Source organism: Desulfogranum marinum (genome assembly GCF_963675105.2).
Classification (GTDB): Bacteria; Desulfobacterota; Desulfobulbia; order Desulfobulbales; family Desulfobulbaceae; genus Desulfogranum; species Desulfogranum marinum.
On sequence record NZ_CAXXRO010000004.1, the window covers coordinates 1833795 to 1857515 of the forward strand.

Annotated in this window: 19 protein-coding genes and 1 pseudogene; 15 read left to right on the plus strand and 5 right to left on the minus strand. The window is 45.5% G+C overall.

From position 1 onward, the window contains the following. Positions 1-36: 36 nt before the first annotated feature. Positions 37-951, minus strand: a complete 915-nt coding sequence (locus ACHZCY_RS16825) for a metallophosphoesterase family protein (RefSeq protein ID WP_319549734.1) — start codon at positions 949-951, stop codon at positions 37-39. Between the two features lie 531 nt (positions 952-1482). On the opposite strand from ACHZCY_RS16825, the gene ACHZCY_RS16830 reads away from it, so the two are divergent. Then, positions 1483-3027 (plus strand): adenylate/guanylate cyclase domain-containing protein, encoded by a 1545-nt coding sequence (locus tag ACHZCY_RS16830; protein WP_319549735.1) that lies wholly within the window; start codon positions 1483-1485, stop codon positions 3025-3027. A gap of 118 nt (positions 3028-3145) precedes the next feature. Here the strand turns inward: ACHZCY_RS16830 and ACHZCY_RS16835 are convergent, their stop codons facing one another. Continuing rightward, a complete protein-coding gene (locus tag ACHZCY_RS16835) occupies positions 3146-3589 on the minus strand; it encodes a PilZ domain-containing protein (RefSeq protein ID WP_319549736.1) in 444 nt (147 codons plus the stop codon). A gap of 189 nt (positions 3590-3778) precedes the next feature. Beyond that, on the minus strand, positions 3779-4528 hold the full coding sequence (gene folE2 / locus ACHZCY_RS16840; RefSeq protein WP_319549737.1) for a GTP cyclohydrolase FolE2: 750 nt from the start codon (positions 4526-4528) through the stop codon (positions 3779-3781). A 269-nt stretch (positions 4529-4797) separates the two neighbouring features. Here folE2 and ACHZCY_RS16845 point away from each other — a divergent pair, with 269 nt between their 5' ends. The 14 genes and pseudogenes from ACHZCY_RS16845 (at position 4798) to ACHZCY_RS16910 (ending at position 20451) form a co-directional block, all read left to right on the plus strand. Further along, complete coding sequence (locus ACHZCY_RS16845; protein WP_205222631.1) at positions 4798-5178, plus strand: RNA-binding S4 domain-containing protein; 381 nt, start codon at positions 4798-4800, stop codon at positions 5176-5178. A 63-nt stretch (positions 5179-5241) separates the two neighbouring features. Beyond that, positions 5242-5822 (plus strand): annotated as a pseudogene (locus ACHZCY_RS16850) (IMP cyclohydrolase); the annotation flags it as partial. A 41-nt stretch (positions 5823-5863) separates the two neighbouring features. Beyond that, positions 5864-6439 (plus strand): phosphoribosylglycinamide formyltransferase, encoded by a 576-nt coding sequence (gene purN / locus ACHZCY_RS16855; RefSeq protein ID WP_319549739.1) that lies wholly within the window; start codon positions 5864-5866, stop codon positions 6437-6439. Between the two features lie 4 nt (positions 6440-6443). After that, entirely contained in the window at positions 6444-6977 is a 534-nt protein-coding gene (gene pyrR / locus ACHZCY_RS16860; RefSeq protein ID WP_205222634.1) for a bifunctional pyr operon transcriptional regulator/uracil phosphoribosyltransferase PyrR, read from the plus strand. A gap of 59 nt (positions 6978-7036) precedes the next feature. After that, the gene (locus ACHZCY_RS16865) at positions 7037-8503 is read left to right on the plus strand and encodes a sensor histidine kinase (RefSeq protein ID WP_319549740.1); all 1467 of its coding nucleotides are present in this window, start codon (positions 7037-7039) and stop codon (positions 8501-8503) included. A gap of 50 nt (positions 8504-8553) precedes the next feature. Continuing rightward, on the plus strand, positions 8554-10839 hold the full coding sequence (locus ACHZCY_RS16870) for a peptidase U32 family protein (protein ID WP_319549741.1): 2286 nt from the start codon (positions 8554-8556) through the stop codon (positions 10837-10839). A 57-nt stretch (positions 10840-10896) separates the two neighbouring features. Then, the gene (locus tag ACHZCY_RS16875; RefSeq protein WP_319549742.1) at positions 10897-11778 is read left to right on the plus strand and encodes a glycosyltransferase family 9 protein; all 882 of its coding nucleotides are present in this window, start codon (positions 10897-10899) and stop codon (positions 11776-11778) included. A 68-nt stretch (positions 11779-11846) separates the two neighbouring features. After that, complete coding sequence (msbA, locus tag ACHZCY_RS16880; protein ID WP_319549743.1) at positions 11847-13577, plus strand: lipid A export permease/ATP-binding protein MsbA; 1731 nt, start codon at positions 11847-11849, stop codon at positions 13575-13577. Positions 13578-13593: 16 nt separating this feature from the next. Then, a complete protein-coding gene (locus tag ACHZCY_RS16885) occupies positions 13594-14790 on the plus strand; it encodes an O-antigen ligase family protein (RefSeq protein WP_205222639.1) in 1197 nt (398 codons plus the stop codon). Between the two features lie 234 nt (positions 14791-15024). After that, entirely contained in the window at positions 15025-15900 is an 876-nt protein-coding gene (locus ACHZCY_RS16890) for a glycosyltransferase family 2 protein (RefSeq protein WP_319549744.1), read from the plus strand. A gap of 9 nt (positions 15901-15909) precedes the next feature. Then, on the plus strand, positions 15910-16968 hold the full coding sequence (locus ACHZCY_RS16895) for a glycosyltransferase family 4 protein (RefSeq protein ID WP_319549745.1): 1059 nt from the start codon (positions 15910-15912) through the stop codon (positions 16966-16968). Positions 16969-16976: 8 nt separating this feature from the next. Then, positions 16977-18044, plus strand: coding sequence for a glycosyltransferase family 9 protein (locus tag ACHZCY_RS16900; RefSeq protein WP_319549746.1), 1068 nt, complete (start codon positions 16977-16979; stop codon positions 18042-18044). Between the two features lie 9 nt (positions 18045-18053). Next, entirely contained in the window at positions 18054-18848 is a 795-nt protein-coding gene (locus tag ACHZCY_RS16905) for a glycosyltransferase family 2 protein (RefSeq protein ID WP_319549747.1), read from the plus strand. A 499-nt stretch (positions 18849-19347) separates the two neighbouring features. Beyond that, the gene (locus ACHZCY_RS16910) at positions 19348-20451 is read left to right on the plus strand and encodes a glycosyltransferase (RefSeq protein ID WP_319549748.1); all 1104 of its coding nucleotides are present in this window, start codon (positions 19348-19350) and stop codon (positions 20449-20451) included. 167 nt (positions 20452-20618) lie between these two features. Here ACHZCY_RS16910 and ACHZCY_RS16915 read toward each other — a convergent pair whose 3' ends face one another. Both ACHZCY_RS16915 and pilB read right to left on the minus strand, forming a co-directional pair. Then, positions 20619-21404, minus strand: coding sequence for a glycosyltransferase family 2 protein (locus ACHZCY_RS16915; RefSeq protein WP_205222645.1), 786 nt, complete (start codon positions 21402-21404; stop codon positions 20619-20621). Continuing rightward, positions 21401-23644: a type IV-A pilus assembly ATPase PilB gene (pilB, locus tag ACHZCY_RS16920; protein WP_319549749.1), complete on the minus strand. Its 2244-nt coding sequence runs from the start codon at positions 23642-23644 to the stop codon at positions 21401-21403. The genes ACHZCY_RS16915 and pilB overlap by 4 nt, the downstream gene beginning before the upstream one ends. Positions 23645-23721 lie beyond the last annotated feature (77 nt).

Consider the following 23721-nt stretch of genomic DNA (forward strand, 5'->3'; position numbering starts at 1 on the left):
CTTTTTTTTTTGAGGGGGCGAGCGAGCAGGTAGACCTTATCGTATTCCTGCGGCACGAATGCGTTGTACTGTTTGTGGGTCGTCCTCCACTTTTGATGAGAGGGCAATAAAGCGGTTGTTGTAGGTTGCCCCTTGATAACTTTTGTTATGGTTGAGTTGTTGCTGTAACTGTTTTTGCTGCCCTTCCAGTTTTTGCTTGAGTCTTTGTAAGCCAAGCAAGCGGTTTTCATGCCGCTTTGTTCCAGAGTCTACCTGTTTACTTTGCTCTATTTTTTGGGTAACCAGTTGGAGTTGTCTCTTTATCTGTTTGAGTTCTATTCTAATCTTGGCATGCTTTTGCCACTTTCGAGATTCGTTCCATTTAATTTCAAGCGTTCCCTGGTATTTCCCTCTGGTTGTTGTCTGGCAGATGAGGGCATTATTCACGAGGTATGGAGGGGTGTTACCCCTGCTGACGTTCCCGGATTGAAAAATAATATTAATAGCATCGAATTTTTTGGCTATTTTCTCGTTTTCTTGTGGGGGAAGATTAGAGAGGAGAAGGATCATATCAGCATGCGAGCTGAGTTGGGTAATGAGCTTTGGCAGAATTGTTTCCCAAGACAGGAGTGAGAACTGTTCACTCGGCAGGTGGGAGAGAGGCCGGCCGGTAAGACCGATGATCGCGACATGGAAATCATGATCAATCATTTTGAACGTAAAGGGTTGAAAGATTGGCTTGTCCGCACCTGCAGCAGCGAGATTTGCTGAGAGAAAGTGAAAAGAATATTTTTCTTCTAATTTTTTTAAAAAAGAAGAACCGGCGACTAGGTCATTGCTACCTACTGCGGCGACAACATTTTGGCCGGCGATAAAAGTTTGCGCAATGATGGTAGCTTTTGCTTGGTCTGTGGAGGAAACTGTCTGACCAGAGCGTCGTGGTTTAAAAAGAAGGTTACCACTGTCAAGCACTAGTGGGGCATTGGTTGTGCGCGATAACCGGTTAATAAGAGTGATACGTTTGGGCAGACCGCCCAGTTTAGCGCTCCCTCAACCACTTCCACATGGCTTGAGTTCTCCCTGTATATCATTTGAATAAAAGAACAGGAGCGGGGGGATTTCTTGTCCGCGAGCCGGGAGGATAAGGAGAAGCTGTAAACAGAGTACGGTGAAAAGGTGTTTCGCTGGAAGTGTTTTGGTCATTGTTAGTATAAAATGGGTAATTATTGTATCGTTGAATAGAGACGCTGTTTTTGATGAGCGAGGGCTGTACCAAGCAGGTATCGAGTATGACAATGGATGGAGTAAGGGAATATGGGAGCAACGCAAAGGGTTCTCAATTTTATCTGGGCCTCACGTCATAAGAGAGTGAAAGACCTGCACAATAGGGTGGCCATATATGTTAATGACAGCTTCTAAATCGGATTTCTTCACAACTTGTCTCAGCGTTGACCACGTGATACTGTATTAAAGTATATTAACGCATACATAACTATTCTGCTTATGAAAATGATTATTCTGCTGGTGGTCAAAGATTCTGCGAGTGTCGCGAGGCTACGCTCGGCACTTGACGAATACACTGTTTTGTTCTGTACCGGCAAAAAAGAAGCCGTGCAAATGTGTCAAGAGCATGAGGTCGCCATAGTGCTGGTGGAGGATTCACCCCGCATCAATGGCTACGAAACCTTTGTCACGCTGCGGGAACAATTTCCGGTTCTCTCGGGAGTTTTGTTAACTTCCTCTGTCGAAAATGATCTGCTTGTTGCCTCCTTTTCGGCGGGTTTTTCAGGTATCCTTAAAATGCCTGTTCAAGCTGAACATCTGCGCACCATGGTTAAGCAGTCTATTGAACGTAAAAAACTAGATGATGAGAATGTCCGTCTAAGAACCTTGCTGCCTCTTTACAGCCTTGGCGAACAGTTCCTTTCTTCAACCACGGAAAAGGAGGTTTTGGAAGGCCTTCTTGAGAGTGTTGCCGAGTTGACCGGTTCTTCGCATATGTCAATTCTTCTTTATGATGAAAAACAGGCAAGCCTGCATATTGCAGCATCCAGAGGGATGGACAAGAGATTGGCAAACTCGGTTCGAATAGCCAAAGGTGAACACATTGCGGGGTGGGTTTTTAAGCACGGGAAGCCTGTTATTCTTAATAAAGAAGACCAGGAAACAACAATTTTTTCGCCGTTTTTAAAAAGGGCTGAGATCGTCTCTGCAATATCCTGCCCTCTTATCATAAGGGACAACATTATAGGGGTGTTGAACATCAGCCAGACTGGAACAGATGAGCGTTTTTCAGAGGCAGATAAAGAAGTGATCAGTATTGTTTGCGGCCAGGCCGCCATGGCTCTGGAAAATGTGCGTGCACTCCGGCAGGTTGAAGAAGTTACCCGCACCAGAACCCTGCTTGAGCAGTATATGGCACCGGAAGTGGCCCAACTCCTGCTGGTAAGAGAAACGGAACTGATGGAGCTTGGTGACATCCGGAAAGTAACTATTCTTTTTGCCGATATCCGAAATTTTACGGCCTTGGTTCAACAGCTGGAATTAGATAGGCTTCGAGCTTTTCTCAATGATTTTTTTAATATTTTTACAGATACTATCTTTCAGCAGCAGGGAACTGTCGACAAGTTCATGGGCGACGCGGTCCTGGCTATGTTTGGTGCCCCAATTGCCAATCAAAATGCTACTTTTGCTGCGGTAAACGCAGCACTTATGATCAAACAAAAATTTGAGAAAATTCATCGGCAGTGGCGGGCGAAAAGTGATGTGTTTCGTAACATAGATTTGGGGATCGGGATTACGAGCGGTAACGTTTTTTTAGGGAATGTCGGTTCCTCAAGGCGCTTTGACTACACTGTTATCGGTAATGAAGTGAATATCGCACAACGATTGGCAGCGGAGTCAAGCCACTGTCGGATATATTTAACACAGTCTGTGCGCAACGATGTACATCACCTTTTTCATATGGAAAGGTGGGGTGAAATGAAGCTCAGGGGCATTGAAGAACCCATGGTGGTTTATACCATTCCTGCGCTGGAAAAATTGTAGCTCCTGTTCGTCCATAAATGGCTTTTACGGACTGTTACGAAATAAACGTATCAATATTGCGTCGAATTTTTGTTTATTTTTAAGGCGTGAAAAGAGGCATAGCCTGCCTATGTGGTTTTTATTTATTTATTGCCGAGCAGGCTCGCGACCACCAGGATCCCCTTTGCTCCTGTTCTTTAATGATTGAGGTTTTAAGTTTCTGCATTTTTTTTCCTTCCATGTTTTCTATAAATTCTATGCCGAGTTTGAAGGCACTTATTTCCTGTTGGCGAAAAATATCCATCCATACAGGGCGGGCGATGATCGAGTAGTCGATGAGATCAGGCGGGAGGTTGATGGTCAGCTCAAGTAAGTGGGAAGCATGGTCCTGAACGGTATGGAAAATGTGATATCGATCCTTGATGATCTGGGTCATAAGCAGGCAGGCACCATGGGAAGATATATCTATAATACGGCTGGAAAAAGGGCCCGCAAGTACTGTGCCGTCCTTGCTGTTTATGGCATTAACTGTTACTGGCAGGTAATCCGGATTCCTGACTGATTTTCGTAGTTCGATAACCATGTTATATCCCGAAAAGGACTTGCCCGGGTTTCTTGTGAGAAATTCGGGCTGATTTTTCTCCCATTTTATCATGGAAAGTGACGGCGCGGAATAAAAAAGGAATGTCCGCGGCAGTAGGGCAGAAGACACAAAAAAGGGGTTCGCCGGCTGATCCGTATGTTGTGCTACATTCTTCAGCCGGAAAACGATTTAATTTGATATGTCGTTGAGGTCGTTGCTGTCAATATAAGCGTAGGCACTGTGTTTGTGGATCGATTCAAAACTTTCCACACCCACTGAAAACCATTCTATACCTGGAAGGTGACGTGTTTTGAGAGCCACCATTCTGGCGACATCCTCAACAAACATAGGATTATCATAGGCCATCTCGGTTACGTATTTTTCGTCGGGTCGTTTAAGCAATGAATAAAGTTGACAGGAACCACTCTCTTCGACCAACTGTATAAGGTCTTCCAGCCAGAGGAATCCTGTGGGCTGAACCGTTAGAGTTACTTCCGCCCTTTGGTTATGAGCGCCTACCTTGCTGATTTCCTTTGAACATGGACAGAGGGTCGTAACCGGAACCGATACCCGGATGAGAGGAGATGATCTTTTGGTCGAGGTACCTCTAAGGGTGCACTGATACTCCATTAAGCTTGATGTGGCCGAAACCGGCGCGGTTTTATTGATAAAATAGGGGAAGGTCATTGCCAGCTGTGCTTCTTTTGCCTGGAGTTGTTCACGAACGGTGAGCAGGAGATCGGGTAGAACACCAACATGAATATCTTCAGCATACTCGGCCAGGAGCGGCATCATAACCTCAATACACGATTGTGATCGTTCATGAGGAAGAAGTGCATCAAGGTCAATGGTGGCCACAGTTTGCTGGATGGTTCCTCTTTTCGTTTTAATGGAAATAGGACGAGTCAAATTGTGGATGCCGACAGTTTGTAGGGTCATGCGGATTAGTATAACTGAAAGTGTATGTGCAAAGAAGTAAGAAAAAAGGTCGTTTTTTGTTGGCAAGAGGGATCAATACTTCATGCACATACAGTATTTTTCCAACTCGAGCAATATTCATAATCGAGAATGAGTATTTTTTTGGAGAGGGCTGGGGTGATTGGGATGTGAAGAGGTGCTCCTGATAATATCAGTTCTTTATTTGATGGATATCGGAAAGTATGCTAATAATAAACATTTTAATTTTTAAATAATGGATTTGTACTGCTGTGGAGAAAGTCCGGATAGACAAGTGGCTGTGGGCAGCCCGTTTTTTTAAAACAAGATCCTTGGCTGCTAAAGCAGTCAGTGGAGGGCATGTACATCTGAATGGCCAGCGGGTTAAACCGTCGCGGACCGTGTTGGAAGGTGATGCTCTCGAGATTCGTAAAGGCGCATTGACCTTTACGATAACGATTTTAGGTCTGCATGATCGTCGCGGACCAGCAAGTGTTGCTCGCCTGCTCTACGAGGAAAGTCAGGAGTCGATAGCCAAAAGAGAACAGGTTAAGGAAGAACGGCGACTCATAACCGCTCCGGCGGGGAAGCCGGACCGTCGACCTGATAAAAGAGATCGTAGAAAAATCCGTCAATTTTTGAAAAAACAATAACCATTCTTCAGCCAGCGCTGATGGCGGGGATTGCATCGATAATATTGTTGTAGGAGAAGATATATGCAAAACGGTAAGCGAGCACTTATCAGCTTAACCGATAAAAGTGGGATTGAAGAATTTGCGCAGGCACTGGTTGCTCTCGGTGTTGAAATCCTTTCCACAGGAGGGACAGCAACTAAAATGCGTGAAAGTGGCATTTTGGTGACGGATGTGTCCGAATTTACAGGATTTCCTGAGATGCTTGATGGGCGAGTTAAAACGCTTCACCCAATGGTTCATGGTGGTATTTTACACCAGCGTAGTAACGCTGAGCATCGCCAACAGTGCGCTGAACACGGTATTCGCTCCATCGATATTGTCGCTGTCAATCTGTACGCTTTTGAAAAAACAATCGCAGGTAAGGATTGCAGTTTTGTGGATGCGATAGAGAATATCGATATCGGGGGACCGACCCTGCTGAGGGCTGCTGCGAAAAATTTTAATGATGTAACTGTGATCGTAGACCCGGCTGACTATTCGCTTGTCCTCTCAGAATTGCAAGAGTATGGCGATACAAACTTTCCACTCGTTTTTACCTTGCAGGAAAGGTCTTTGCGTTAACCACAGCTTATGATAAAGCTATTGCTGAATGGATGAGCAGTGTTGACCCTGCTTCTGAAGCGTTTTTTACAGGAGAAAAATAATGCAAAAGATGGCAGTATTGCTGTCTGGGAGTGGGCGGACATTGGATAATTTCCATCAGCAGATTGAAAAAGGAGTATTGCAGGCTGATATTCAGGTGGTGGTGTCTAATGTCCCTTCTGTGCTTGGCTTGGAAAAAGCAGAAAAATATGGCTATCCTGCCTTCTATGCACAAGATAATGCGGCTATAAATGCTATATTAAAAGATTACGATATCGATCTTATTGTTTTAGCAGGTTACTTGAAATTGTATGTTCCACCTCAGGGGCTGGAAAGGGCGGTGCTGAATATTCATCCTGCACTTATTCCGTCATTTTGCGGTAAGGGGTACTATGGGCATTACGTGCATGAAGCTGTTAAGGCAAAAGGATGTACTGTAAGTGGCTGTACCGTGCATTTTGCCGACGAGGAGTATGACCAGGGCCCAATTGTATTGCAGCGCTGCGTTTCCCTTGAGTATGAAGATACTCCCGACGACATAGCTGCCAGGGTTTTTGAGGTGGAATGTGAGGCCTTCCCGGCCGCAATTAATTTGGTTGATAGCAAAGGAATCGACTATTTCTGGAACAGGGTGTAGGGGTATGGCAGCACAAACCATTATGACGGGCAGGGACATAGACAGAAGCCTTGATCGCATAAGTCTTGAAATCATCGAGCGCAACCATGGCGGCGAACAACTTGCTCTTGTCGGCATTCATACCGGTGGTGTCTTCCTGGCGGAACGTATTCATCAGAAAATACGTGAACATGAACAGATTTTGCTTCCCTCCGGTAATCTCGATATAACCCTTTACCGAGACGACTGGAGTCTGATTTCCCAAAATCCGATAGTCAAGAAGTCAGAAATTGATTTTGCTCTGGAAGAGCAGACAGTCATTCTTGTTGATGATGTGATCTTCACCGGCCGGACCATTCGGGCGGCCATGGATGCAATCATGGATTATGGACGTCCTCGATCTATCCAACTTGCTGTTCTTGTAGATCGCGGCTGTCGAGAACTCCCAATCCAGCCCGATTATGTTGGGATGTCAGTGAATGCGGCAAAGAATGAACGAGTCGATGTGTTGCTGGAAGAAAGTGGAGAGCACAACGAGGTCGTTTTGTCACAATCCTGAAAATCAGCCTGCTTGATGAGCGCAGGATGAAATGCATGCTTTTTTAGTGCACCCATCTTATGAAAGAGCAATCAAAGAAAAAACCCATACCACCTGACCTGCAGAGGGTGTGTGAACGCGTACATGAAAAGACTGAAAGTTATAAGCAATATAACTTTGCTCAATATCATAATGATTTTTTGAAGGCTTTTTTTGATCTTGCCCAAGAGTATGATTCCCTCGATGATTTTTACCGAGTCTGCGTATCCGTTCCCTATGCAATGCTGGGGGTTTCAAGTGCTTTGTACTTGTGTCAGGGCGAGGACGAGGGGCTTTCTTTGGTTTGCTCCAGCGAACGGGGAGTTTTAAAGGAACCTGAACCTGCGGCATTTCCTGTACAAATGAATGACACCCCCTATGAGATGGCAGATTCTTATGTCATTCCGATTTACAGTAAACAGCCTTTTAAAGCCTTCGGTAGTGTGAATGCTCATAACAGGCCGCAACGACAGACAACCCTTTGGAATGATATAAAAGGATCCTGTAGTGCAGGGCATACTCTCGGCATGTACGAGTTGAGTGGGGCAAGGAAACTTTCCGATGCCGACAGGTTCTTTTTTACCAAGTATGCAAACCGAATTGGATACAACCTGGATAATCGTCTTATTGCCCGGCAGAATGTTCAACACCTTAAGTTTATCAATGCCCTTGTTGTTGATATTGAGCACAATATCATTGTGCCCAATATGTACTTCAAGCATATTTTTAATCAGCTCAGAAAGAAAATCGAAGAAATATCGGGGCTTCAGCAGCAAATGCAACGGGCCATAGCAAACGTCCAGGATTCTGGAGAGTGTGAAAACTGTTGTCGCGGCTTAGCAGAGATGCAAAAAAGCCTCTTGGCCTATCATCAGGAGATGGTTAAACACCACTCCATTACCAGTCTTTTTTTAGAAAGTCTTTTTCGAAAAGAGCATTTTGAAAGAGGACACCTGGTCCTGCATCCTAAGCAGTGTTTTGTTGAAAAAGATGTTATTATCCCCCAGTTGGAGCACTATGCCAGTAGGCTCAAGGCGGCTAATGTCAGCGTCGAAAAGCCGGATAATATGCAGCAAGAAGAGATTTCTCTCTATGTTGATATTGGACTGCTGGCCCAGGTGTATGCAAACCTTTTTTCCAATGCAGCCAAGTATACCCGTGAGATTGTTGATGATAACGGTGTGCCTCGCAAAGCCATGGCTTATGGGCGTGAAATACTGGATAACTATCCGGAACCAGGTCATACCAGTATAAAGTTTAACGTTTTTACCACTGGCCCCTGCATGGACCCGGAGGATGGAAATAACCTGTTTCAAGAAGGTGTTCGTGGGGCTGACAGCAAAAAAATACCAGGAACCGGCCATGGGCTTTCTTTTATCCGGCATGTTGTGGAAATGCATGGCGGAGAAGCCGGGTATGAACCAACTTCGCAAGGTAATAATTTTTATTTTATTCTTCCGCTTCCCCCTCTTGATATCCAGCCTCTTTTGCTCACTGACGGTACTTGAAGGCCAGCATACGCCGTCAAGCAGCATAACTATTTCCTTAAGAATTTTTCATGTCGAGTAAATCATCTTTAGAGAAGCCGGCTTCCATGGAGCTGCTCGCACCTGCAGGAACCTTTTCTGCCTTTGAAGCAGCAATGGAGGAAGGGGCAGATGCCGTTTATGTGGGCGCTCCAGGCTTTAACGCCAGATCTTTGCGTCGTGACTTTTCTCTGGCTGATATCAGTGCAATGACTCGGTATGCACATGATGCGGGAAAGCAGTTGTATGTGGCCATGAACAGCCTGGTCAAGGAACAGGAAATGCGACAGGCGGTGGAAACCCTGTCTGTTCTGGCTACCATTGGCCCGGACGCATTGATCGTCCAGGATTTGGGACTTTTTTTTCTAGCGAAAAAGTATTTTCCTGAACTTTCCCTGCATGCCTCTACCCTCATGTCAGTTCATAACACGCTGGGTGCTGATTTTTTTACAAACCAAGGATTTGATAGAGTGGTTCTGGCTCGGGAGCTTTCTTTAGAAGAAATTGGTACGATAAGTCGGGAGAGTAAGGCAAATCTCGAAATATTTATTCATGGTGCCATGTGTTTCAGCTACTCGGGGCTCTGTATGTTTTCAAGCATGCATGGCGGGAAATCAAGCCTCAGGGGCCAATGTGTGCAACCGTGTCGCAGGCATTACCGATTACAGGCTCCAAAGCAGACCAGGGGCGGCGGGCCGGGAAAGGGGCAGCAAGGATTGTTTCTTTTTTCCATGAACGATCTATGTGGAATTGGTTTTTTAAGCAAGCTGGCACAACTAGGAGTGGTGAGCCTCAAAATTGAAGGGCGTTTGAAATCAGTTGAGTATGTACGAAAAACTGTTCGTGCTTATCGGTTGTGTCTTGATAATTTGCAGGCACCTGTTCAGGAAAAAGGGCGTGTGCAAAAAGAAGCAAATGATTTGCTTGATCAGGCGATGAGTAGAACACGGACTCGTGGTTTTTTTGTTGGCAACCATGAAGAGATCGTTAAACCCCATTTGGTTGGCGTAGCCGGCGTTTTTGCTGGTAAGGCAAAAGTGATCAAGAACAAGAAAGACCAGAGAGACACTAGACCGGCGTGTTTAGTGGCACTTCGATGTGATGTAAGTGTTGGTGATCGTTTACGTTTTCAGGATGAATCCAGTGATGTGCGTGAGAGTTTTACCCTGCAGTTCATGACGCACGGTAATCGTCTTGTTCGCCAAGCAAAAAAAGGGCAGACAGTGACCATAGGGCTTCCACCATTGAGCAAAAAAGGGAAGCAGCAGAGAGTAACCCAGGGGCTGCTTTTTCAGGTTGATGTGAGTGCAAGCAGAAAAAACGAGGTTAAAGGCACACGTCATTCTGTTTCTAAAAGCAAATCACTGAAGAAAGTAAAGCCCGATGTGGGAAAGGTTGACAAGGTTTTACGGTCGGTGGGATGGAGCCAAGGGCGCCAGGTGGGCGCTGCCAAAGGAGTCAGCAGTTCCCGCGGTAAATCAGTACGTTCTTCTCCCAAAAGGCAGCTCCAACCACAGTGGTGGCTGCGTTGTAGTGAGCTGCCCTCAACGAGACAGCGATATCCTGTGCGACCGACAAAATTGCTTGTTTTTTTACAAGAGAAGGCATGTCAGCAAATTGCAGCAATGGGGAAAAGAGCTGCAGCCCTCTACCCGCAGCTGATATGGATGTTGCCGCCGGTTATTCATCAAAGGGATATAGCGTGGTATAGAAAGGCAGTGAAAGATATGGTTGCTATGGGGTTCTCTCGTTTCCAGATTGGTCATATCTCACAGGTGAGCTTTTTTTCATCCTTTTCAGCAGAAAGGGGGATCAAGCTGTATGCTGATTACACCGTAAATGTACTCAATAATGCTGCTCTTTTGCATGGGTGGGAGCATGGCATTCAAGGAATGTTGTTCTCCCTGGAAACCGACCGAGATACTCTGCAACAAGCACTTACCGCCAGGAAAGGCATGGAAGCGCAGGAGGCTCGCTATTCCACCACTCAGGTCGGCATGTATGTATATGGCAAACCACCACTTTTTACAGCAAAGCTCAACGCGACCCATCTGCAGACCCGGAAAAATGTTGTCAGTCCCAGAGGAGAGGCCTATACCATTGAACGTAAAAGGGATTTAACCTATGTCCGTTCAGAAGTACCTTTTGTCCTGTTTCCTTATGTTCGGGAAATGATGGCTATGGGGGTGGATTATTTTGTCATCGATCTTGAAGGGGGCAATATGCACAAGGGGCTGGCAGAGGCTGCCGGCTGGCTCGATGGGAGAAAAGACGGACAGCAAAAGCTCGATGGAAATTACAATGAAGGACTCGCTTGAGGTGCAATGCTTAGCCCTTAGTGCGCTGGATGGAAGTTGTAGCAGGTGGAGTCTGTAATGGCTGAAGGTGCAATAGCATTGATTGGTGGTAAGGGCTTGGGGGATAATCTGGTTGAAATGGTGCTGCTGCATAATGCGCATCTTCACGGATATGCCACCACTGTGTATAGCGATCTTATCTACCAATTGCAGGATTGGTTTCCGCAACACAGGGTTGAACGTTCCTTGCCGGTGGCCGATCTCTCCAACGAACTGGAATCGTACACGTTTTTTTTCTGGTCGGGCAGAATGGAGCCTTCAACAGATAAGGAAGTGATATCCAGGCAGATGAATTATATTTCCCTCCAACAGCCTCAAATAACGCAAGTCGAAAATATGCAGGTGGTCTGTCGTCACGTTTTCCCCAACCATCAACCGGTTCTTGAAAACGGTATTTCACCTCCGGCAGGATTAAGCTGGAGAAAAAACGAAAACCGGGTATGTATTCATCCAACCAGTGCGGAAGTGAGTAAGAATTGGGTGCCGGAAAGATTTTTGCAACTTGGTTATCGCTTGCAAAAACGGGGCTTTGAGCCAGTCTATATTATGAGCAAACCTGAGAGCAAGGAGTGGGAGACATTTATTAAGCCTGCTTTCCAACTCATAGGTTTTTCAACTATCGCTGATTGCGCTGGCTATCTTTATGAGTCCGGTTATTTTATCGGAAATGATTCCGGCGGTGGGCATCTTGCTTCCTGTCTAGGTATCCCGACCCTGAGTATTCATGGAAGGAAAAAGAAGGCTCGGCTGTGGCAGCCGGGGTGGGGGCATGTTAGAGTGGTGACGCCGAGAGTGAATTTTATAGGTAGCCACCTGCGCCAGCATTATTGGAAATATCTCCTTACAACCGGTACAGTTGAAAGATGTTTTAAACAGCTTGTTCAAATGGCTGCCCACTGACCAATCAGCTATTGTCGTCGTCGTTTTTGCACAATCTATTCTTACTATTAACTGTTTAGTTACTATAAATGACTTCTAAAGAAATTGTTTCACGGCTCGCTCAGGTACTCAAACCTTACCAGGTGAAACTGTTCATCGCCATGGGTGCCATGATCATTGTTGCAGGTTTTAATGCAGGCCAAGCCTATATGGTAAAGCCATTACTGGATGAAATATTTTTTAATAAAGACGCGACGCTGCTCAATATACTGCCCATTGCTCTTTTGTTACTTTTTCTGGTTAAAGGGGTGTTTTATTTTGTCTATTCGTACCTGCTTGAGTGGGTAGGGCAAAATGTCATTCGAGATTTGCGCATTGCTACCTATAGTCATCTGAATGATTTGAGTTTAAGTTTTTTTCATAAAAATGCCACAGGTGAGCTTATTTCCAGGATTGTAAATGATGTCAGTCTGCTGCAGGGGTCGGTGTCCCATGCTCTCATTCACTTGTTACGCAATTTTTTTACGGTGATTGGTTTGCTTGGCGTTATTTTTTATATGGATTGGCGGCTCGCGTTTGTTTCTTTAATTTTCATTCCCATGGCTGCGGTGCCCATTACCGTTTATGGGAAAAAATTTCGGCGGATCAGTACTCGTTACCAGACTCACTTAGGAACGTCTACCAATCAATTGCACGAAACCATAGCAGGTACTCGGATTGTAAAAGCCTTTTGCATGGAAAAGTTTGAGAAAAGCCGATTTGCAGATCATATGCAGCGGCTTTTCGATATTTTAATGAGTGAAACCCGATATCGTTGCCTCTCACACCCCATGGTAGAATTTCTTGGCGGGATTGGGATGGCTCTTATTATCTGGTTTGGTGGGATGCAGGTGCTTAACGGCAACTCTACTCCTGGAACGTTTATGTCCTTTCTTACGGCCTTGATCATGCTCTATGAACCGGTCAAGGGCGTTAGTAAGATAAATTCAACTATCCAGTCGGGAATGGCTGCAGCACAGCGAATATTCTCTCTCCTGGATGTGGAGCTGGATATCAAGGAAAAAACCGGTGCTGTTCCATTGGCTCCATTTTCCCGCAGCATTACATTTGATAACATTATCTTTAGGTATGGAGATGATGAGCCCGTCCTGCATAATATCAAGCTGGAGGTTAAGAGAGGCGAGGTTCTCGCTGTGGTAGGGCCCAGTGGTGGCGGAAAAAGTACGCTGGCTAACCTTATCCCCCGGTTTTACGATGTTACATCAGGCTCTATCCGCATAGATGGAAAGAATATTAAAGAGGTAACCCTGCATTCGTTACGGAGCCAGATCGCATTGGTTACCCAGCAGACGATTCTTTTTAATGATACTGTGCGCTACAACATCGGTTATGGAGTTGAAGGATGCTCGGATGAAGAGATACTGGAGGCTGCCCGCTCTGCCTATGCCTTGGATTTTATCAATGCCTTACCAGATGGTCTTGACACCATTGTCGGTGAGTCCGGCGCTAGATTGTCCGGTGGCCAGCAACAGCGTATATCCATAGCCAGAGCCTTGCTTAAAAATGCGCCTATTCTCATTTTAGATGAAGCAACATCCGCGTTGGACACGGAATCAGAGCAAAAGGTCCAGTATGCCCTTGAAAATCTGATGCAGAATAGAACGACCATTGTCATTGCACATCGGCTTTCCACCATTAAAAAAGCGGATCGAATTATTGTCCTGAAAAACGGTTGGCTGGTGGAGGCAGGGAGCCATGAAGAATTGCTGGCATTTGATGGTGAGTATAAGGCTCTTTATTCATTACAATATGCAGCATGAATAAGGAAATAGAGTTATGAGTCCGTCTTTTTCCCAGCGTGTGCAGCAAATGAACTTTTGTTGCATGCTGCTGTTGGCATTCTTTATCCCCCTTTCAACATCTGTAATTTCCGTGCTTGCCTGCCTGATCCTGCTTGGTTGGATTATTGACGGGCGGTTGGTCGAAAAGTTGACGGAGGTGAGCCAAAATGGAGTTTGTCTAGCCGTGTTGGCCTACATTGCCCTCATGGTTGCAGGACTCCTGTGGAGTGATGATGTACAATCCGGTTTGGCCTTTATCGCTAAAAGGTGGAAATTTATGCTCATGCCGCTGTTCATGACGCTTGTTGTGTACAATAAAAGGCGGTGGTATATAGCAGCTTTTTTAGCAGGTATGACCGTGGCCATGAGCTTAACCTACCTGGCGTGGTTTGATTTACTTCATTACGCTGATGTCACCCCACAGCATATCACCAAGAAAACCTTTCATGTGGTGTATAACCCCCTGCTTGCCATTGCCATCTATATGCTTGCCCATGAACTTTTCTGGGGGAAAATCAGTGGCATTTTTAAGTGGCTTGGTTTTGTTTTGCTGGGAGTAATGGTTTTTAACATGTTTATTACCGAAGGACGGGCAGGGCAATTGGTTTTCTTTGTCCTGATTGTTCTCTTTTTACTGCAAAAGTTTCGAAAAAATTTGATCGTGGCTGTTTGTGGAGCAGCACTTTTTCTACCACTGCTTTTTTATGCAGGGTACTCCTTGAGCCCCCAGTTTAAAAGCAGGGTTGATCTTGCCGGAAATGAAATAGCGCAGTTTGAAAAGAACCCCAATACCTCTGTTGGGTTACGTTTGTTGTATTGGCGCAACTCATATGAAATTATGAAAGCCTATCCATTGCTGGGTGTAGGGACCGGTGATTTTGATGCAGAGTACTCCAAAGTTAACCAGCAGCGGTCTCCGCAGATATCACCTACTGATAATCCGCATAACCAATATTTTCTTGTCGGCACCCGATTTGGCGGTGTTGGCCTAGTGGTCATATTATCGCTTTTTTTCTTACAGTTCAGGCAGGGCTGGGTGCAAAAAGACGATTTGCAGCGGATGCGCTACGCCTTTCCTGTTTTCTTTTTGGTTATTATGTTGACGGAATCCTATCTCGTTGTCTATCAAACTGGTTTCTTCTTCTCTCTCTTCTCGGCTGTGCTGTTTAAAAAAGTACCGGATGCTTGCTGATAGGGGCTAATGCCAAGAGTCAACCATTCCGTGGGTTGTGTCCTCTGTCATCATCTGCAGGATGAAAAAGCATACTCACTATGATGACAGGATCAATTCCTGCTTTTAATGGGGAAATGGAATTTTTTGGTTTGAAGACGAAAAACGAGATCTTACTTCCATCCTTTTGTGCAGAGAAGAGTAAAGCTCTTTATAAGTAGTATCTCCTTGTTCACTATAGGAAAAAGCCTAAATATGCCTGAGTTGCCGTCACTGTCGATCATAATTGTTAACTATAACACTGCAGACCTGCTGCCTGCCTGTCTTGATTCTGTGATGGCACAGCGTGACCAGTGGCAGAAGGTGTTTGTGGTTGACAATAACTCGACCGACAACAGTGTTGCCTTAATAAAGCAGAGCTATCCACAGGTTGAGCTGATCGATAATCACGAAAATGTGGGATTCGGAACTGCAAATAATCAGGCTGCAGAGCAATCTAAGAGTGATTTATTGTTTTTGCTCAATCCAGATACGATATTGCAACCACGATGCCTGGTAGCCATGAGAGAATACATGGACCAGCAAACACAGGTAGGGCTGGGTGGTATACGAATGATCACCGGCTCTGGACATGATCATGATACAATTGAGTATGATTATCCAGGCGGGCATTACAGCAAGGGGTTGTTTGCTGCGTTGCCGGGCAGTATTGCCTGGGTATTGGGTGCTGGTATGGTTGTCCGTAAAGAGGTCATGGATGGTATCTGTGGCTTTGATGAACAGTTTTTCCTGTATGGAGAAGATATTGATCTCTGTCTGCGCATACGAAAGGCTGGATGGGCTATCGGTTTCATACCGGAAGCGGTTATAACCCATTTGGAAGGCCAAAGTGAACGAAACGTTGACCCATTGTCGGTTTTTGAAAAAAAAATGAAAGCGGAAGTGCAGTTTTTAAGCAAGCACTATCCCATCAACATGCAACGGAAAATTGGCAGGGCGCGTTCAATTCAAGCTGCCTGGCGTATTTTCTGTTTATCGTGTTTACCAGCTTCACACCATCAAAAACAGAGGAACCAGATGAAGCTTGATCAGTATAAAATTGCCTTTAGCCTCTATCGCTCCATCACTTAGGTATCAGCGATGAAAGTTGCCCTTATCCATAATCAGTTCAGTAAATCAGGCGGAATGGAGTCGTACCTCCTTACTCTTGTGCAAGGCTTTTTGGATGCCGGTGATGAGGTGCATGTCCATGCCTATGAAATTGACAGGGAACTCGCCAAAGGCTATGCCTGTACTTTTCACAAAACAACATTGTTTTTTTTGCCGCGGCGTCTCCGAAAATACGCTTTTTTAAATAAATACAATCGTCGGTTTCTGCGTACTGAATATGACCTTTCCTTAAGTTTAACCCGCACTGGTTGCCAGGATGTTGCGGTCGTTGGCGGGGTGCATCCGCAGTCAGTACTGACCAGGCGCAGTCAGAATTGGTATCGAAGGGGCCATGACAGCGTCGAAAATCGTTTTGAAAGGTATATGTTTACCAATGTGCCGTGGGTGGTCGCCCATTCAAAATCCATTCAGGCAGAGATTGAAAGGCATTATCAGATTGCTCAGGACAAAGTGAGGGTTGTGTATCCCCCGGTTAATGAGAAACGTTTTTTCCGGGTGAGTGCAGAACAGTGTGAGCAAGTGCGGAAAAAGTACCACATTACGTCGCATAAACTTACCCTTCTTTTCCCATCCATGAGTCATCAACGAAAAGGCTTGCATGAGCTACTTGCTGCATATGCTGTTCTTGATCCGGAACTACATGAGCTTATCATTGTGGGCAGTGAGGACCTGAAAAAGAACCGTCTGTCAGATAATGTCCGCTATATCGGCTATGAGGATGATATGGCATCCCTGTATAGCGCAGTTGACTATGTTGTGCTTCCTTCGCACTATGAGCCTTTTGGTCTGGTTGTGACGGAATCGTTGGAAAGCGGTACCCCGGTCATGGTCACTGCCTCGGTTGGGGCTGCAGAACTATTAGGAGAGGAAAGCGGGGTTGTAATACCTGATAATCATCCTCAAACCCTTATAGATACTATTAAGGGGTTACGGCCGAAGACCATCGCCCCTGATTTTGCAGCAAGGCACGGCTTGAAAACAGGACAACATATCGATACGTTGAAGCAGTTTGCACGGTCATCGGGGTGAGAGGAAAAATGGATTTGGGCAACAAGCGGATTTTGTTTATTAAACAAAGCTCTCTGGGCGATATTGTACACACATTGCCTGTAGCACATGCCTTAAAGCGCCATCACCCGGATTGTTGTATTGGCTGGATTGTCGAACAAGGCTATGCCGGCATTGTGGAGAGAGACCTTACTGTTGATCATGTCTATCCAATTCATATTCCTGCGACCAGCGATCCCCATGCTCCAAGAGGGGTGTATGGCAAAGCATTCATTGCAACAGTGAAGACCTTGGCTGCGTTAAAAAGGACTTTCATGGCCTTTCCGTTTGATATCAGTCTGGATTTGCATGCTTCCTTTCGCAGTGGTTTATTGGCTTTGACCAATCGCAAAGGAACCCGCCTGGGCTTCGCAGATGCCAGGGAATTGAACACCTTGTTTCAGCATGAACACGTAACCGTGCCAGAGGGTGTCGAACATGCCTTGGACAAGAATCTGCTTTTCTGCAAACATTTGCAATGCGCTGTAGCGGAAGAGGATTTTTACATGTGCACCAGCTCTGAAGACCGAAAACGAGCAAGTAATTTTCTACATACCCATGGTGTTGGAGCAGGGCAGCGGTTTGCCTATGCAAATCCTGCTGCCCGCTGGGAAACGAAATTTTGGCCGGTGCAAAAATGGGCACAGTTGGCTGACCAGCTTGTTGACTCAGGAACGGCTGTTGTTTTTGGGGGCAGTGCAGCAGACCAAAAGTATATTGCCTCTATTACCTCGATAATGAAGAAAAAACCGATTATAGCTGCCGGTTACCTGAGTCTCGAAGAATCTGTGGCATTGATCGAGCAGGCAGCTGTGTATGTTGGCCTCGATTCCGGGCCCATGCATATCGCAGCTATGGTTAACACTCCGGTTGCTGCCCTTTTTGGGCCAACTCATCCGGAAAGGGTTGGCCCATACAAAGTTGCTCATACAATATTACAGGCTCCAGGAATCGACTGTCTCTGTTGTCGACAAAGGGTATGTTCCCATATGTCCTGTATGAAAGGAATTACTGTAGAGCAGGTTTATGGGGCTGTTGTTGAACTCACTGGTATGTAATTGAAGAAAATGGATGATCTGCAGGTAAGTCTGATTGTTACCACGTATAATTGGCCGCAGGCGCTGGAGGTGTCTTTGCAAAGTGCGCTTGCGCAAACCAGGCCGCCGCTTGAGATTATTGTGGCTGATGATGGCTCAGGGGAATCAACGGCAGAGGTGGTGAAAAAGATTCAGCAGTCCGCACCTTTTGACGTGATCCACTCCTGGCATGAAGACAAAGGCTTTCGGCTGGCTAAGAGCCGTAATAAGGCTATAGCAAAAGCGCGTGGCAATTATGTGATTTTGATTGACGGGGATATTATTCTTGAAAAGCACTTTGTCGGTGATCACTGTGCGTTTGCAAGAACAAACTGTTTTGTTCAGGGAACTCGTCTATTACTTGGTAAGCAGGTTTCGGAGGCTATTTTTAGGAAGGGAATAGGGGCGTTGCATCTATTCAGCAAAGGGGTTGAAAATCGAAAAAACGGTATTCGTTCAGCCCTGCTCGCCAAACTGTTTTCGTTTAGGTGTACCCGGTTAAAAGGAGTGAAAACCTGTAATTTTGCGTTTTGGCGGGAGGATGCAGTCAAAATAAATGGTTTTAATGAGGAATTTGTTGGCTGGGGCCGTGAAGATTCCGAGTTTACGGCCAGATTGCTTAATTCAGGCGTTATTCGACAGAATGTCAAATTCTATGCTTTGGGGTATCATCTTTATCATTCCATGAACACCAGAGATAGATTGGCAATTAATGACTCCATTCTACACCGGACGATTGTAGAGAAAAGTGTGTGGTGTGACAAAGGGATGAACCATCATTTTTAGCCCGACTTTCGCAATTCGTGACCACATATAGTTGTTTCGTGTTTTTCCGTAATCGACCTTTTTAGGTCGGTACTACAAGCCATTTGGGCGTGTCCTGCTAACGCAACTTCATGAATTGAGATCAGGAGGTCTGAATGCAGCCCTAGGAGTGTGTCGGAGAATTGCTATTTTGGTTCAGTTCAAGGCATTGGCGTGAAAATAAGCGGAGCCATATAGTTAATATTGGGAGCATTATTTTTTCGCCAATAACACAGAAATGGGGCAAAAGAGCTTTCTCCGACAGGCTCCTGGCCGGCATTTTATTACCTCTTGTTGCTCCAGGTATTGTTTGGTATTATTTACAAAATTTCTCCTCCTGTAACTTATAGATGATCTTGCAAACACCAACAGACCAGGGAGCGCCCCCGCTCGTATTAATAAGTAGATATTCTAAAGGTTATGCATTTTCTACTCGTATTTTTACAGTCGGGATTAATTCTCTTTTTCTGATGACGAAAAAATGAATGCGATTGATAAAAAAATACTAGTAGTACACACTGACTGGTCGCGAGCTTATGGGGGACAGGAAATCAGAATCCTCACCGAATTACGCGAAATAGGTAAACTTGGTTTTGCAACCGGACTGATAGTTCCGGAAAAAAGTGAACTTGCTCGGCGCGGTAAAGAGGAAGGTATATCTGTTTATCCGGTTGCCTTTAAATCAAAATTCAGTATTAGTTCCTGGGTCGCCCTTTTCAGGGTACTTCGAAAAATACGTCCAGACATTGTTAATACCCATTCTTCAGAAGATTCATGGATGGCTGGATTTGCCTCCAGGCTATGCGGTGTGCCGCTGGTGACTAGAACACGCCATGTGCTTGCCCCTATCTCTTCCGCCGTCAGTTACAATATTTTCCCCCATGTTATTTTTGCCTGCAGCGAGGCAATTCGTAACCAATTAATAGACCAGGGAGTTAAACCTTCACGAATCGTTGTTCAATCGACAGGTATTGATGAGCAACGATTTCAATTTTCCCCGGGAGACAGGAAAGAGATTCGCAGCAGATACGGTGTTGGTGAGGATGATATACTAGTCGGAAATATTGCTTTTTTGCGGCATTACAAAGGGCACCCTTTCATCATTAATACTGCCGCATCTATGCCGGAAAAATTTAAATTCATGATCGTCGGTGGAGGCGGAGAACTTGCGAAGCTGCAAGCCATGGTCAAAGCTGCCGGTATAGGTGATCGTGTTTTTTTTACAGGTCATCAGGAGCAGCCGGAAAAATACTTCTCCGCTTTTGACCTTGTATTTTTTTCCTCTTACGAAAGTGAGGGGATTTCACAATCCTTTATTCAAGGTCTTTTATACGGCTTGCCGGTTCTGCTATGCAGAGTTCCATCACTTCTGGAGCCACTGGACGCAGTCGACGCGTATGAAATAATTGATTACAACGATGTTGAATCTGCTTGCAAAGCACTCAAGAGCTTATCCAAAAAACGTCATCGAGATAAAGAACATATCGCTGCTCAACGGCGAGCCATCATCAAAAAATATGGACTGAAGGCAATGATGGAAAACATACTCTCTATTTACGAGCGTTTTGGTATCCGGCGTTCATAGCTATGAAGCTCAAAGTATAACATTTCCAGATACGTTATCATCTTATCCTGCTTACCACACAACACCTTTTTCTTTCTCTCTCAAGGGTAGCTTGAATTATTAGTATCGTGTGTTCGAGATCAGGTGAGCCCTGACTATGAGGGGGCTGCAGCAGGCTCTTTAAGCCCTTATTTTGTTAAGGGTGGCGAAGACGGTGGTTGCCAGTCGCTCTGCAGTTCATGGAGCTTGGCATATTTGTAAAATGTTCCCTCAAAGTTGCCAAAGGCAATGATAAACCCCGGCCATCCGTCGAGAATACCCTGCTTGAGAAAATACATATGGAAAAAAGACCAGAGCCCACGTGCCACAGCGGTGAACATGGTTGCTTTGCGCGATCTATTTTGCAACTTTTCTGCGCCTAAGCTGGAGTATTTATTGGCTTTGTGGGCCACCTCTTCTAAATTTTTATACGGAAATTGCCAGATAGGGTTGGTGAGGTAGCCAACAGGCATTTTTGATAAAATAGTATACTCCTCATGGACAGGATCATTTTTAAATGCTAATACCCCTTTTTTGAAGAGCTGCGGCTGCCGATAGTCAGGATAAAAACCTGAGTGTTTAATCCATCGGCCCATGAAAAAATTACGCCTTGGAATATAGTATGCTTCTGCTGTAGGATTTTCCACAGCCTTGAGGATCTCGTCCCGTGCTTCGGGAGTGCAACGTTCGTCGGAATCCAGAGAAAATATCCAATCATACGAACAGGCAGCCATTGCCCTGTTGCGTAAATCACCAAAACCCTGAAATGCAATTTGAACGACTCGAGCGCCCAATTTTTCGGCAATTAGGGCAGTCTCGTCTTGGCTGTATGAATCAGCAAGAACAATTTCGTCGGCCCAGAGGACAGAGTTGATTGCGGCTTCAATTTTATCTGCCTCGTTATAGGCAATGATATATACTGAAATTTTTTTCATGCGCGACGGACTACTTGAGGACGTTTTTTGCTGCCACCGGCCAGTTGAACAACTATTCTGTCGGTTTTTTGCAATCGTTCTACGAGAGTTTTAAAGAGGTGCTTTGAAACCTCTGGATATTTTTCTATGAGTTCGTTCAGCTTGTCACCGGGATATCTTTTGATGGTGCAGCGACCCGCTGAAATAATGGTTGCGGAACGGGTTTCTTCGAGAATAGAGGCCATCTCGCCAAAGTATTCTCCTGGTTCAGTTATTTCAGCAATTTTTTTACCACCCCTTAACACAGCGACCTTGCCGCGCACAAGTTTAAAGAAATCTTTATCCTTGTTTGATTCTTGAATAATAACATCACCATCCTCGTATTCTTCCACATCTGGATTGACGAGATAGGCAGGTAGACTGTCTTCATGGGCGACTGTCCGGCGAAGGACTTCTTCCAGGCTGGTAACCCCTTCACGTGCCTTTTGCAGGGCCGCTTCCCGCAGGGTGTACATACCTTCTTGAATGGCAACCTTTCGCAACTGCTCTTCTGCGACCTCAGCCTGGATGGCCTGGGCGACATCGTCGGTGATTTCCATGAGTTCAAAGAAACCGACCCTGCCTTTGTAGCCAAGTCCATTACATTCTGCACACCCTTTAGCTTTGTAGAGTTGAAGATCATCAATTTCGCTTTCACGAAAGCCGGCGCTGATTAGTTCCTGTTTGGGGTATTGTGCAGGTTCCCTGCACTGAACGCAAAGTCGACGGCCCAGTCGCTGGGAGAGAACCATGGTCAGTGATGAGGCCAGGATGTAAGCGGGGACGCCAATGTCCACCATACGGCTGACAGTTGACGGTGAATCATTGGTATGCAGAGTAGAGAAAACGAGGTGACCGGTCATGGCGGCTTTCATGGCTATCTCTGCGGTGTCATAATCTCGAATCTCACCGACCATGATGATATCGGGATCCTGGCGGAGAAAGGCTTTTAAGGCAGCAGCAAACGTCATGCCTACTTCGGTGTTGACGTTTACCTGATTGATCCCTTTAAAGTTGAACTCGACCGGGTCCTCAGCAGTAAGAATTTTAATATCTTCAGTGTTAAGGGAGTTGAGAGCCGAATAAAGCGTTACTGTTTTACCGGAACCGGTGGGCCCGGTTACAAGTAACAGGCCCTGGGGCCTGTTAAGGCAGCGGCGCAGGGAGGTAAAAGTATCTGTGGTAAAACCTAGTTTGGTAAGGTCAACATTGAGTGAGCTTTTGTCCAGAATACGAAGAACAATACCTTCTCCGTGGAGTAATGGTAGGGTGGAAACACGAAAATCAACCGCTTTATTGCGGCCTAATCGCATTTTGATACGGCCATCCTGGGGAACACGTCGTTCAGTAATATTCAAGTCTGAAAGTATTTTTATCCTTGCCACCATCGCATTTTTGATGGTCAGTGGCAGGTTCATAGATTTGAATAGCGATCCGTCTTTACGGTAACGGACCTGCATGGTCTTTTCAAAAGGTTCTATGTGAATATCACTGACACCTTCCTGAACGGCTTTGACAAGTATGCCGTTAACGAGCTTGATGATGGGAGCATCTGAGGCGGAAAATTGATCAAACCCATCCTCAGCATCAGTGCCGCTTTCAATTTCAAAGTCTTCGGCAGCATCTGAAACAAGGGCTCCGAAGTCATCAACCTGTGTTACTTCCTCTTGCTCTTCTTCCAGGTCAACCTTGAAAAAAGAATTATATTCCTCCTCATCGATTTTATAATACTTTTTATAGGCATCGATGATCTCTTTTGCGGTGGAGACACAAACATTTAGTCCCCGGTTAACCCTATCCTGCAATTCCTCGACTTCCACCGCATCTGTGGGTTCGGTCATAGTGATTTGCAGGGTGTTGCCGGCTACCCGCAGCGGAAAAGCAAGATATTCTTTTGCTATTTCATAGGGAACAAGGTCGAGGGCTTCCTGACTCGGCGGCTCCTCCTCGATGTTGACCATGGTGTAATTGTAATTTCTGCTGAGAAAGTTAGCGATGGTGTCACGTTCAATGACCCCGCTTTCAAGCAGAATTCGCCCGAGTCGTTCACCGGTTTTCTTTTGTACCCGTTTGGCTTCTTCAAATTGTGCTGCGGTTATATACCCCGCTTTACTGAGTAATTCCCCTATTTTTAACTTTCCTGCACCGGACTGGTCTTTGACCGTCCGCTTCATGGGAGAACGTGTCTGTGAATTGTTGTTTTTTACAGGTTTGATAGCCATTCTTACGTCACGTAAAAACTCATAATGTGAAGACAGTACGTTGTGTACTGCATAGAAAAGGTGAACACTCTTATCGC

Coding starts and splice junctions, on each gene's coding strand:
- ACHZCY_RS16830 (WP_319549735.1), top strand. CDS start 1,483: ATGAAAATGATTATTCTGCTGGTGGTCAAAGATTCTGCGAGTGTCGCG.
- ACHZCY_RS16835 (WP_319549736.1), bottom strand. CDS start 3,589: ATGGTTATCGAACTACGAAAATCAGTCAGGAATCCGGATTACCTGCCA.
- folE2 (WP_319549737.1), bottom strand. CDS start 4,528: ATGACCCTACAAACTGTCGGCATCCACAATTTGACTCGTCCTATTTCC.
- purN (WP_319549739.1), top strand. CDS start 5,864: ATGCAAAAGATGGCAGTATTGCTGTCTGGGAGTGGGCGGACATTGGAT.
- pyrR (WP_205222634.1), top strand. CDS start 6,444: ATGGCAGCACAAACCATTATGACGGGCAGGGACATAGACAGAAGCCTT.
- ACHZCY_RS16865 (WP_319549740.1), top strand. CDS start 7,037: ATGAAAGAGCAATCAAAGAAAAAACCCATACCACCTGACCTGCAGAGG.
- ACHZCY_RS16870 (WP_319549741.1), top strand. CDS start 8,554: ATGTCGAGTAAATCATCTTTAGAGAAGCCGGCTTCCATGGAGCTGCTC.
- ACHZCY_RS16875 (WP_319549742.1), top strand. CDS start 10,897: ATGGCTGAAGGTGCAATAGCATTGATTGGTGGTAAGGGCTTGGGGGAT.
- msbA (WP_319549743.1), top strand. CDS start 11,847: ATGACTTCTAAAGAAATTGTTTCACGGCTCGCTCAGGTACTCAAACCT.
- ACHZCY_RS16885 (WP_205222639.1), top strand. CDS start 13,594: ATGAGTCCGTCTTTTTCCCAGCGTGTGCAGCAAATGAACTTTTGTTGC.
- ACHZCY_RS16890 (WP_319549744.1), top strand. CDS start 15,025: ATGCCTGAGTTGCCGTCACTGTCGATCATAATTGTTAACTATAACACT.
- ACHZCY_RS16895 (WP_319549745.1), top strand. CDS start 15,910: ATGAAAGTTGCCCTTATCCATAATCAGTTCAGTAAATCAGGCGGAATG.
- ACHZCY_RS16900 (WP_319549746.1), top strand. CDS start 16,977: ATGGATTTGGGCAACAAGCGGATTTTGTTTATTAAACAAAGCTCTCTG.
- ACHZCY_RS16905 (WP_319549747.1), top strand. CDS start 18,054: ATGGATGATCTGCAGGTAAGTCTGATTGTTACCACGTATAATTGGCCG.
- ACHZCY_RS16910 (WP_319549748.1), top strand. CDS start 19,348: ATGAATGCGATTGATAAAAAAATACTAGTAGTACACACTGACTGGTCG.
- ACHZCY_RS16915 (WP_205222645.1), bottom strand. CDS start 21,404: ATGAAAAAAATTTCAGTATATATCATTGCCTATAACGAGGCAGATAAA.
- pilB (WP_319549749.1), bottom strand. CDS start 23,644: ATGGCTATCAAACCTGTAAAAAACAACAATTCACAGACACGTTCTCCC.